At 35.8% G+C, this 13,259-nt stretch carries 6 protein-coding genes; all 6 read right to left on the bottom strand.

Annotated features, from left to right (window positions below; genetic code table 11):
• Positions 1-17: 17 nt before the first annotated feature.
• Genes N4T20_RS16965 through N4T20_RS16990 form a run of 6 tightly spaced genes read right to left on the bottom strand, consistent with a single transcriptional unit; the run spans position 18 to position 13,257 of the window.
• Positions 18-1,373, bottom strand: a complete 1,356-nt coding sequence (locus N4T20_RS16965) for an ATP-binding protein (protein WP_260670306.1) — start codon at positions 1,371-1,373, stop codon at positions 18-20.
• Positions 1,364-5,113 carry a contractile injection system tape measure protein gene (locus N4T20_RS16970; RefSeq protein WP_260670307.1) on the bottom strand — a complete coding sequence of 1,250 codons (3,750 nt, stop codon included), beginning with the start codon at positions 5,111-5,113 and terminating at the stop codon, positions 1,364-1,366. Before N4T20_RS16970 ends, N4T20_RS16965 begins: the two co-directional genes overlap by 10 nt.
• Positions 5,114-5,127: 14 nt before the next feature.
• Positions 5,128-8,100, bottom strand: a complete 2,973-nt coding sequence (locus tag N4T20_RS16975) for a hypothetical protein (protein ID WP_260670308.1) — start codon at positions 8,098-8,100, stop codon at positions 5,128-5,130.
• A gap of 32 nt (positions 8,101-8,132) precedes the next feature.
• Positions 8,133-8,978 (bottom strand): hypothetical protein, encoded by an 846-nt coding sequence (locus N4T20_RS16980; protein WP_260670309.1) that lies wholly within the window; start codon positions 8,976-8,978, stop codon positions 8,133-8,135.
• 5 nt (positions 8,979-8,983) lie between these two features.
• Positions 8,984-12,841, bottom strand: coding sequence for a hypothetical protein (locus N4T20_RS16985; protein WP_260670310.1), 3,858 nt, complete (start codon positions 12,839-12,841; stop codon positions 8,984-8,986).
• A gap of 8 nt (positions 12,842-12,849) precedes the next feature.
• A complete protein-coding gene (locus N4T20_RS16990; RefSeq protein WP_260670311.1) occupies positions 12,850-13,257 on the bottom strand; it encodes a GPW/gp25 family protein in 408 nt (135 codons plus the stop codon).
• Positions 13,258-13,259 lie beyond the last annotated feature (2 nt).

A 13,259-nucleotide genomic window follows, 5' to 3' on the forward strand; every position in this document is an offset into this window, starting at 1 on the left:
ACTGCACGATTTTGCATCTACTGCACTATCTTTCCTTCTTTGCCAAATTCTTTTCTAATACTGCTTATAATGTCTTTTTTTGCAACCTTGCTGTCTCCTCGTTTTATGGCTATTAGCGATACATATCGAAGTACGTTTATTATGGCTCCGCCTGCTAGTTCAAACTTTTGGGCAATTTCGTCGAGATTAACATCACTATCTAAAACAATCTTTTCAGCAAAAGCTTTTTCCCATAGCTTTTTTCGCTGAGGCGGGCTTGGCATTGGAAAATGAATCATCGATTGAAAACGTCGGCTGAAGGCTTCGTCAAGATTGGCTTTGAGGTTGGTTGCCAAAATAACAACCCCCGGAAAGTCTTCGATACGCTGCAGCAAATACGATACTTCCTGATTGGCATATCTATCGTTTGAACTGCTCGTTTGGGTACGTTTGCCAAAAAGCGCATCGGCTTCATCAAAAAACAAAATCCAGTTTTTATGTTCGGCCTGATCAAAAATATTGGACAGGTTTTTCTCCGTTTCCCCAATATATTTAGAGACCACCATAGACAAATCAATTCGATAGACTTCTAATCCGGTTGACTTCCCTAATAATGAAGCCGTCATTGTCTTACCTGTTCCCGGCGGTCCATAAAACAAAGATCTGTACCCTGGTTTAATTTTTTTATGCAAGCCCCAATCGTTCAGCAGTGTTGGTCCGTATACGATCCAATCCTTAATTTCCATTACTTCTGTCATCGTGGTATGCTCGATAACCAAATCTTCCCATACTGCTTGAGTTGTGATTCTTTTGGCTGGAAAACTGGCATTAAAATCAGGTTTATGCGAAGTTCCTTTAGTAAAATAGCTCAAATATTCTAATGACAGCGTCAGCGCGCCACTTAAAAAAGGTTCGTTTGCAGGACTGGGTTCAAGGCTTAAAATATTAAACTTTTTAAATTTATGAGTATCAGAGAATAGCTCCGAAATTCTAAAACGTTTTTCAAGATCATTAGAAGCCAATAAAAAAGCTGCTGTCTCTCCTGTTGGTATAAAGCCTCCAAAATTTTGGCCTTTTAAACCTCCAAATTCTGTAAAACCTTTATCATAAGCGGCATTTTTAATTAGGAAAACATCCAGCAATTTGGGCTGTATGTGCGTTGCCAAAGCGAGCAATAAAACCACGCGTTCTGAAAAATTTATCTGATAGTGCTTTAAAATTCCAGCGTATGGAGAATCATTCCCCGATAAATCTGGAGGAAGTATTTCTGCAATGCTTTTATAATTGCATTCTTCATTCCAGTACAATTTCATGCTTACGCTGATAATCTCTTCTAACCATTGTAATTCTGCTGTAAGCGTCTCTGCGTTTTGTTTTAAGGTGTCTAGCTCCATTCTACAAATATTGGTTCGGTCATCCATGAATTTTTAATAAAACTTAATCCCCAAGGGAGTGTTTGCAGCAATACATCATAAGCTTTGTTCTCTACTACCAGAGTCCATCCTTCACTGGATAAACATAAAGAACCGCTGCGCTGCAAAAAACTTTCCTGAAGTCCGCTAATCGAAGTATTCTTTAATTTTTCCCAGTGCTGCGTTACCACATAAAGCAGTTCATTGGCGGTATTCATTTCTAATTCGGTTAAAACAATGCCCGATGCTACTGCTTCTTGATACTCTATACCGCATAAAATTTTATTAAGCAGTAAGGCGTGTTCTGGACTTTCCTGTTCGAAATTAACAAGATATTGCAATAAATGCGGGGCTCTAAATTTGGCTTCATCATTTACAAATTCGCCATTTTTCACTAAACCGGTACGATCAAACAAGGTGCTCAAAAACGGATGCAGCAAAACCAGTCCTGCATTTTCGATATAAACCTTCTCTCCTTCTTTTAATTTTATAGTTTCATCCTGATCCATTATTGCATCCGGTTTCTTTTCTTCCATTGCTGTGGCGTTGTTCTCCATATTTAGCTGTTTTAAAACCTCATCTTTAACATTGTTCAAAATTTCTTGCCTGTATTTATATTGTGCCAGATAAGTTTGCGCCTCTTTTTGCATAGTTGAAACTACATTTTGCAGCGAGACATTATTAAGCAGTTTTATATCTTCTGAAACATTTGCAAGCTGTTGATAGAGATGTTTGATGTCCCAGTTTTTTTTATGACTCAAAAATGCCAGAAATCTATAAAAAAACAGATTTACATTTTCTGCGTTTTTTTGCGCTACCCAATAAAAGCCAAACTCTCTAAAATATAATAACAGCTTTTCCCGTTCAAAAGAGTCTTTAACCGCTATGTTCAAAATATAAATATGTTTGGTGATGAGCTCATAAAATGTGTTGTCTGCCAATGATTTTATCATGGCCGCAAATTCTGCTCCTTTATATATGCCCGCATAATGCAAACTGGCATTCCCCAATTGCAGCACTTGTTTATGCAATTGCTGCTGTGCAAGATCACTGCTTTGATGTTTAATAAAATGAATTATTTCAGTAAAATTGGCAAAAGCCTGATCTTGTTTCCAGATTTGTTTTATATAGATTAAAAAATCCTTCTCTTCGTATTCGCCAAGCAAATTTGCAATATTTCGTCCCTGCTGACTGCTATGTTTTGAGAAATTGTTGTGTAGCGATATTTTCGCTTCAGCCGACGCATTATCCTGACGCATCAGGTTGTGCAGCAAATTCTGATCCTGTTCAAAAATTACGATTGCCAGTCTCTCGATAAAATTTGCCATTACCAATTGGTCGTCAATCTTTATATCATCGGGAAGTTTGTTATGCAGCAGGTAATATTTTAGAATTTCATAGGCTCTATTGACCAGTTTACTCAATGACATTTTAAGCATATCGTTTGATTTTGTCAACAGCTTAAACTCATCAAATGAAAATTGGTAATTTTTCTCTAGATCGCTGGCAGCAGATAACGCATTTCTATCTAGAAACAAAACCGATTTATCAATATCAAATGGACTGTCTTTTTCTTGAACAGCGTCTTTTATAACGTTTTTCAGATAAGACAATTTATTTTCTTTGAATTGAGCTGCAAAGAATTGCTCTATTTTTTCTTCAGGCACTCTTGCCGTTTTTTTAAGGAAGTTAATCAAGATTGCATAAAAAAGCTGCACATCGAAAGAATTAAACTGCAACTGATGGTACGTTTCGAGTATTGACTTTAGCAAAACACCGCGCAAAAGGTCTGCCGAAATACCCATTTCAGAAATTGCTTCCAGTTTCTGGAATTCACTCCATATTTTAAAAACGTTTTCATTCTCTGGAAGCTTTTCCAAAAGCTGCAATACCGATTTAGATATGCTATTCAGTATTTCCTGCTTTTTAAAGCCCAGATGCGCAGCTTGCTTCATAACCAATAAAGCAATGGTTGGTTCTTTGTTTACCAGTTCCTGAAATAATTCGGCTGTAACTGTTATTTTTTGCTCTTTTGCCCACCACGGTATAGTGCCCTGCGTAAACCAAAACAAAAATAAATCTTGCAATACAAGGTTATCAGCGTATTTTGCATCTATCTTTTCTTTTCTGTTTTTTGTTATGTTTCTTCCTTCCTTTCTCAGTTCTGTAACCATGTCCTCTTCAACCAGTTTGTTTACTGAGCCAGTTCGCATTTCGCCCAAAATTTCGGTGAAAATAAAAAATAGCGAAGATTGGTCTTTTACAATAGCATGAGCTTCTGCCATACCCTGCGCCATCAATAGCAATAAGGTCTGATAATCTATATTATAATGTTGTGCGAGCTTTTTAATATTATTTTCTACAAACATTTTAGCGCTAAACAAACTGCTATGCGAAGTCAAAAGAAAAGAAAAAATAAATTTTAAGATTGCTTTTTTCAGCTCTCGCTCATTGGTTTTTATGAGATTTTTTTTGTTTTGAATTTTTACGGTAGTTTGGTAATAGTTAATGATAAAATCAGCGTTTGCAGGTTGCATAATGCGTATTATAGCCAGTAAAGCACTTTCTGGCGCCACCGCCATTAGTCGTTCTGTAAATTGTGTTATGTTGTGCTGTCTGCTAAATATATTGATCAATTCTTCTGGATGCTTTTGGATGATGGCATCTAGCAGCAAACTGATTTTTTGAGGTGTGTAATAACCGTACTCTAAAGGCAATGACCCAAAAAAGAAATAATAATGCAGTGCTTCAAACTGATTTTTTGCCTTTTCTTCTTCTAAATGCTTCTCAAAATCAAAGGATTCGTTTATTTCCAAACCAGTTCTTACTTCTTCTCTAAGCTCTTTTATATATATCGTGAAATTTTTATCTGACCGTATTAATTCTGGATTGGTTTCAATGGCATCTGCCAATAATTTTAAAATGCTCTCGTACGATACATTAAAGTGAGAGGCCATTTGCGATAATGTTCTTTTTACAAAAAACCTGCGTTCAAAATGTCCTCCCATATCTACTAGCAGGTAGGTCAGAATAAAATACCATAATGCTTGTCCAAATGCTTTCTGTGGCGTTTTTATAATCTCTTTCTGCTTTTGAATCTTCACTACATTATCAAAATAGCGGCTGATAAAATTGGCCTGCAGCGGTATTAGAAGAGTGATAATGTTTTTGATAATCTCATCATTAAACTGTTGCGCCAAACGTTTTCTGACTTGCTCTTCTACTCCTGTTTTAAGAATTAAACCTCTTAGCTGTTCAGGATTTTCTTTAAACAGCTTCAAAAAAGTTTTGTCAGGCTGTGTAAACACCTCCCCGCTCGCCCACCACGGCAATACGCCATTGCTCAAAAAAAAATGCAGCAGCTCCATACAGCTTATTAGAAAATTTTGAACATTTTGATTGTTTTCTATTGCTGAACCGCTATTGCTGATGTTATGCAGAGTAGCATAATCAAACAGCGCTTTTTCTAATGCCTGCTCATAGAGATCGGCAAATTCATCATCGGTAAACGGATAGGTTAATGTGCCAATGTTTAATTCTAGCTGGTCTATCTTAATAAAATTATGAGCATTTACCGTATTGTCTAAAAGTGTGTTGGTAATATCTCCCAGTTTCGTTTTAAAGAGTCGGCTGAATTGTGCAAACACATCTTGTGTGGCAGATTTATCATAAAAATCTACCTCAACAACTTGCTGCTGTATGATGTGTTTCTGGGGGTTCATTTAAAAATATGTTTTTATTTCTGCTTATTGATATTCGTTTCCCGCAGCCAATTTGTTAAAGCCTCACATGATGCTAATCTCGCCTGAGGATCTGCATCAGTTTTTATTGCGTCGAGCCATTCAAAATAAAGCGCTTCAAACTTTTGCATTCTCGAAATGCCCAGCCATTTAAAATTTAAAGTCAGATAGCCCGGTGCAATTGCTTTTATCAAATCCTCAGCAAACATTTTAAATTCCTTATCCTGAAAACGGGCTGGCCATGCAGGCAAAACAATAGTGGCTTTTAAACTGTAAAAATTTTCATTAACCACTCCATTGCCTGATAGTTTTGCAAGAAGTTCGATGCACGGATATCTGAAAATTTTATTTTCCTGCATTTTATGGATTTCAGCTATGACCTTTTTAAGATCTCCGTCAAAATCTTGACTTTTTTTACTGAATATGGCTGTATTGACAAGAGTAAATTCTTCGTCGTCAAGAAATTTAACTTTAAAATCAAAATCGTCTCCTGGCGTTTTCTTTCCTAGGTTTTTTACTGCATTTTTTAGTTTTGTCAAGCGTCTCTCTCTTTCTTCAAAACTAGTCCATTCATCATTTTTAAAAAGTATGCTGTCTTCGCTTTCATAATAGCTGAATCCAAAATTAGGCTGATCTAGTTTGGGGCGCATCAATAAATGTTCGACCAGATGAAACCCTTCGGACTCTATGCTTAGTCTCTTTAAGGATTCTATTACATCATTCAAGGCATTCATTGCCATGCTTTTTATTTTATAGCTGCCAATTGCCTGCCATTTTTCTTCTGGGCTTATACTATCTTTTTGAGGCGGTTTGTATATAATGATGTATTTGCCATCTTTAGGAATTATTTTGTAGTTCTCCTTCATAATTCCGAACTCTAAGACCGAAATAGTCTGCGAATTGAATATATAGGATTGATTTATGCTGTCTATCTCTAAGTTTTCGGCTCCTTCTATATTTTCTATCACATTGCTTACTACAGCAAGATTCTCATCATTAAATTCGACAATATCTATTTCCTGCTCCTGCTCGGCGGCTGGTTCTGGTTTCACTGGCGTAATGATATATTTTTTGTCTGCATTGTTAAAAACATCTGTCAGTCTTCGTCGCATGAGACTTTCTTTCCTTGATTTAAACTTTGTTAAACTAGGGTATTCCAGATGGTTGATATTGAGGTACAAGGATATTTTATATTCAAAACCAGACATTAGGTTAACCTGAGACGAATAGTCGTAACCTTTAATTTTGCCTTGATCGATATGGAGCAAATGGTTTAAAACATTAGCTTTCCACTGCAGCACAAAGGTATCGCGCTCCAAATTGCTTCCTCCAATATAACTATTAAAATACTGCAGTATAGGATAAATGCTGAGTTTACGATTAAATCGTCCCAGTAAATGGTCTAATATTTTATTCTTTCTGTCTATGTAGATTTCTGGCGTCTCTACAGCGCTTAACAAGGCTTTCATGTAGCCATTGTCTTCATCGCTTTGAAAATTTTCCCACTTCATTTCATTTACAAACGAAGCGCGATTATCACCATTCTGATTGTATTCTTTTAATATCTCTCGAATATCAGGAACCGCATAAAGATCTTGGGTATAATATGACTTCTGATTCTTTCTGCTTAAGTCGGTCGCATACAGGTTTCCTAAATTTGCCAATTGCGCCGAATAATTTGCGAGTATCTGTTCAAAAAAAAGCAAATAGGCTTTGAGCTGTTTGGCAACTGCTTTACGCTCTTTTGTTTCAGATTTAGATAATCCGTTTGCGCCTATGCCATAGACAGCGGGAAAGTAATTTTGTATCGAATAGTAAGTTCCCACGTCTTTGTAAGTGCCTGCTTTAATATCACGGCTGTGTTTTTTGTCTGCATACTCTTTTTTTATTTGAGTTTTTAAAGGCTCTCTGTGCTCATACAACTCTAAAAAAAGCGCTTCATTGATCGGAATGCGATAGTCGTCTGAATATAATTTTACGTTTTTTAAAAAAGTATCTTTATCTAAATAAGCAAAATGATCTTTCTTTAACCGAAACGGCAAACTATCTGTTTTTTCTGTTACATCATTTTCATCAGAAGCTGTTTCTTCAGTATCGCAATCGTCAAGATTCTCTATGGTTAGATTTTGAATGTAACTAACACCATCCAGCACCGTTATGGTATTGGTAACATCTATCGGATCTATTTCTGTAGCAATAGGTTTTAAATCTTTTTCTAATAGTATTCCGTTGGTTAATAAGGGGCCGTCGTAAATCTGTTCGATAGCATATCCCATGTCCAGCAGTTCGGATTTAGAATAAAATCGGATTTTAGGGTTTAGCAAAGATTCGATCTTATTGTAGATTCTAAGCAATATTTCTTCGGGAGCTGAGGTGTATTTAATGCTAATATTTGCATGAATGGCTATATTTTGACATTTTAAGATAATGACATCTCCCATTATATCTTCACAAATATTGCGTTTGGAGAGCGTTAGTTTTCTAATCTTTTCTTTAAACTTTTCTTCCGCTTCTTTATCGGTAACAAACTGATTGGTTATGGTTTCATTGGCTCTTACTACAATTCTATAAAGCCCTTTTATGTAATGGCTGCCGTGCACAGAAAGAACTGGATTAAACATGATGTTGTTTACTTCCTTTACTTTGTCTAAAATAACTTTTCTAAAGTCACTAACCGTTACAGGATTGCACGTCAAAATATGTTCTTTTTCAAAAAAGGCGTGCTGGTTCCTGTTTATCAGCCCTCTGCTATTGGTTAGGATATCTTCGGTGCTTAAATTTGCCTTATAATGCAAATCGGTTAGTGCAAAACACAACTGCTCCAAAAGGGTAATGCCCGGATCATGAATATTATAGTCTGTCCATAGATGCCCTGTTAGTCGCTGCACTAAATCTATTGCCTGTTTTAAAATAACTTCAAAATCAGATGTAGGATCTATGTTTTTATTTATAAACCGAGGTTCAATCATGTTTTTATGTATTCAGTATTCTGATGTCGCAATTAAATTCTCTTATTCTGATTCTCCTTATCAATAAAACTATCTTGTTTCTTCGGATAATAGCAATTGGCAGGCACAAAAAGTTCATCATCCCAAAGTTCACAAATGGTGTAGTATATCATTGCACCAGAACCAAAATTCGAATTCGAACGCATTTGCAGTTTGTAATTATGCGTGGTGCCATGCCAGCGTAAGTTCAATTTGTTCCAAATCGACCAAAATGATCCATAATAAGCACGGGTTTTTCTAATTTTAGACCGTGATTTTCCAAATGTGCTTAGCGCTATAGCGTGCATGATAGAAAATCTTCCGGAGTGTTTTATTCCTGCGCGTGCCACAATTTCAAATGCTTGGCAATTATCCAACTCAGGAGTGATGTCGTGCCATTCACCATCGGCGGGAATTTCTTTGTTTTTGTTGTAAGTTCCCGTTCTTCCTTTAGAAGCGGTAAAACCATTTACATCCAGCTTAAAGTTATTTTTACTTTTATTCCCAATTCCTAAACTTCCGTCGTTATGAAAGTAAAATGATTTCTCTTCATCTGTTGCCTCAGATTTTAATGTATCTGATCGGAATTTAAGGCTCGGCTTGTCCAGCAAATCTTTTTCAACATAAAAAAAAGGCTCTAAACGGTCAATGTTTTTGTAAAAAGTAATTAATCTGGACGATGTTCCTAAAGAAGTTATGCTATAACCGTTTTCCTCGTCTTTGGATATTCCATCATCGTGCTGAATAATTACAGAATCGATCAGTGATTTAAAATGAGTTTCGTTCGGAATTCTTCCATTTCTAAAGTATTCTATTAACTCGGCTCTTCCGTGTAATTTTTTTATATCGTTATCTGCCATATTCTTTAAATGTTAGGATTAATAATAAAATTAAAAAGTTCATCATCATCGTCATATTCAGTATCTGAGGCATCATTGTCTGGCGTATTAATGCCCGGATCTTCTTCTATTAAAAGTTCGTCGCCCACTAAGAAATCGGCAATACCAAGCGGCACTGCCGTTTTATGGATCGGTTTGTCCAACACCTTTAGCATATGGTACTCTGAAGGCACAAATACCGAAGCTGGAGAAGAACATTCGATGTATTTTATATCATACAAAGCGCTATCAACTACTCTTGAAACCAGCACATCATTTGACGATTGCCTTTCTTTATAAAAATGAATCAATGAAAATCCGGTTACATACTCAATATAAGGACGTGTTTTGATAAACAGCAGCAAATCTGATTTGTAGATACGGTTTCCTATTTTAAAATCATCGTATTTGTCATAAAGCCAAGGCGCTATATAATTATTAATGTCTTTGTTCAGCTTACGCACATAATTCCCAGAATCCTCTTTCGCCTTATCGGTCAAAACAACTTCGCAGACTACTTTTACCCTTTCGTAAATAGGATTTCCTACTTCTATCGTTATAAAGGGAGAAATGATTTTGTCGAGAAATGACTTTACATCAAATAATGTCAACAAGCTTACTCTCGGCACATCTTTAAAAGGGTGGTTGTTCCTCGATTCTTTCGGAATCAATACCAAATGTAAATTTGTTCCTTCTACAATTTCATACCCTTCTATTTCTGTATTAAAACATTTTACCATCATTATTTCTGGAAAATTTTCTAATACAACTTGCTCAATATCTCGGTTTTGAACAGGCCTTTGTTTGTGTCTCAGCCTTTCGCTTACTCTCGTGTAGAACTTATCTGTGCTTTCTGGCGGTTCGCCATTAATGGAGCTAAACAATTGCCATAAAGCGCTAACGCCTTTTATTGTTTTTTCAAATCCCTTAATTGAATAAGGGGGAATAGAAACGGTTTTCTTCGTATAATTTTCGGGCAGATATTTTCTTGTCGCAACCACGCCATTGCAAGCAATGCCTAATAAATTTGGTTTAGTGGCCACGCCATCTACCGTTGTTGCTTTAATCCAAAATAAATCTGGATTCATAATGGTATTTCCCGACGGGATGCTGGATGGCGCAAAAAGCCTAATAATTCCAGATCCCATAAAATCATTAGTTGTATCAAAAATAATGTCTTTGTCTGAAAAAGGAATCCAAGTATTGTTTTTAAGATAGCTCCATATCAATTCTGTTTTTTGCAACGTATAATGAAAGCTGGAATCTTCGAATTTAAACAAAAGGTTCAGTTCAGATTTTGGCTCAACATCCTTTAAACCAATGCATAAATTATCGTAATCCAAAAATTCAGGCATAAACTTAGTCTGCTTTTTATACTTGTTGGGATAGATGTAATCATATCCAAACGGGTAATCATGAATCAGCTGAATTTTACAGTTTTCACGATTTGCCGCTCCATCCAGAATTTCTGAATATTCAAGCGTATAATCTATTGCAATTGATTTTATAATTGGAATAATAGGCTGATTGGGCAAAGCTTGCTTTAATGCTTTTTTTTTAGCCTGGCTCATAACCGCTTCGGGAAAAATTTTAGTAAAAACTTCTTGTCCAAATGTTTCCTGCGGAGAAGAAAGCTCTAGCCTTAAAGTTCCATCTACAGCAAACGGATTATTGTTGTCGGAAGCTACCAGCGATGGTTCATTAATAAAATCAAGCTTGCTAAAATCTATCTTATCGATTACCGTAAAATCACTTAAGAATCCATTGCTGTTAATGGCAAACAATTCTTTTTGCTGCTGATTTTTGGTATTCAAATATAAATTCTGCGTTTTTAGCGCCTTAATGCTGACCTTAAAAGAATTGTTCCTAAAAGGATCTGGATATTCTTTATAGTAAGTTTCAAATCCTCCGTAGTCTCGAGGCAAGTTCAACCAGCTGATGTTTATAGAAAAATCAGTTAAATATCGATTAAAAACATTGGTATTCTTGATATCCAAAAACGATCCTAAGATTGGCTGCGGACCAAATATTTGAAAAGGGCTCGTTGGACTTACCAAACCGATACTGTTTTGCAAGAGCAGCGAACGGAATCCTTTTACTTCGCTTTTAATTGTAATGCGTTCTATTACTATATCTTGCAGAAAACTATAAGCATAATGTTTGCTGAAATTGTTGAGCCCTATGCGAACAATTGGAAACTTAGAATCAAAATTGAGATTATGAACTCCCTGATTGTAATTGTCAATGGGTTCTTCAATAGCATTTAATTTCAAAATAATCTCTATTGATTCGGCTCCATTGGGCGGTGCATGAAACTTTACAAAATATTTTTTTATGTTTTCCCAGCCTTTTGTTGAAGTATAGGTTATGACAAATGCGCTTGATAAAAGCTCGTAGATAATCGTTTCAATCGTTTTTGCACTTTTTTCAGATTCATTTATATTCTTGCCGTAGTAATATTTGTTGTCATTAATAGTGTCTCTGTACGATGAAAAGTACTCATACATAGCTTCAAAACTTTTTGTCTCTAATTTGAATTTTATGTTAATGGTTCTTTCTCCTTCGGGCAAGTACAAGAGCGGTGATGCTACGTATATGCCTAAATTCGCATTATCCATCGTTCGCATATTACCGAGCTTTCCCTGCTGATCTTCGCCAAGACATGGCCACGAAATATAACTATCTTTGTTTTTTTGATAATCGGCTACCGAAAAAACCTTTGGAGAAGCTTGATAAACCTGATTTTCAATTATATTACTGATGTCAAGTTTCTTAGAAGCAACTTGGGCAAACTGGCTGACAAAAATAGTTTTGGTCTCCACTATTGTGGCTGCAGACAACGTAATAGGATTGCTTAACTCATAAATTATAGGCTGTTCTTCATTCGGAATTTCTGCTATCAATAATTCTGAAGGCGAAATTTCTAATCGCTTTACTCCTATTTCCGGTTCGATAATGATGTTAAGCTGATCGCGATGTCCTTTTTTGGGCTTTAGCTCTAAAACATTTTTATAATAATACTCAAGATGCCTGCGATTAAAATCATTAATTTTTACTTGCGCTGACTTATACAAATCCAAAAAACCAATTAATAGCGCGATCTGCGGCAAAAATTGGGCTTCTAGTATGCTATTTCTTGAAATATAGGATCTTGATGCTCGCACTAAATTATTGAATTTTGCAATGACAGATTCAAACAAAGCAGATAAATAGCGGATAGATCCATTTATTTTTTCCTTGTTAGAGCTTTCTAAAAGCATTGGCAAACTGACCTCTTCTTTTTTTTTAAGTCCCGATAATTTCGGATGCGGGTCAGGGTTTTTGAAGCTGATAAATACTAAAGAAGCCTCTTCGCAAAAGTTTTTTAAATTGGCTGATTCTTTATGAGTTGATTGAATATTGATCAATAACTCTCCTAAATCATTCGGGAAAGGCAAAGCATTCAATAGATGCTGGAGTTTTGTTAATTGGGCAATTACATCAAATAAAAAGTCTATCAATCGAGTCAATTTGTCCAATCGCTCAGATAATAGGTTACTGTGGCTGTCATGCTCAATTGTTTTTTTAATGGCGCCAAACTGACTGCTTAAATCGACAACATCTATTCTGCTGATTAAGAGGGCAGCGAGATAAGGATCATTATACAGAAAATCTTCCCAAGTTCCATCTATCTCATTGGTTTGCGCATTGTAATAATTAAACTGAGCTGAAATTTTATGAATGTAACTGATCATTTCAGGAATATCCCGCGAATCAATTTTAAAATAATCAGGCATCAAAGTATCAAGCATTCGCTGTGCCTGGCTAAGCCCTTGATTTGATGTCATAAATATTTCGCTGTTCATATTCTTTACTATAAATTAGTCCCCTCAAGAAGGTAAAAGGGAAATACAATATTGTGTCTAGTGTTTGTTATAATGATTTTATAATTGACTTCGATATGCAGCACTCCGTCCAATTCGTTGCGGGTTACTACTTTGGCATCAATAAAATCGACACGCGCTTCAAAATTTAAAATTGCCTTGCTAATGGTATTGTTCAAACCTGTAACAAAAGATGCGTCATGACGCTCAAACATAAATTTTCGAAGATTGCAGCCATACTCAGGTCTCATTAATCTTTCTCCTGGATCTGTGCTCAATAAAATATGGAGACTTTCTGCAATATCGGTTTCGTCTGAGACTAATGTTACATTTTTAGTTTCTTTGCTAAATGAAGGAGGAAATTTCCATCCTGTTCCTAAAAATGATTTTAATTCCATTG

The organism is Flavobacterium sp. TR2 (assembly GCF_025252405.1).
In the GTDB taxonomy this organism is placed as follows: domain Bacteria; phylum Bacteroidota; class Bacteroidia; order Flavobacteriales; family Flavobacteriaceae; genus Flavobacterium.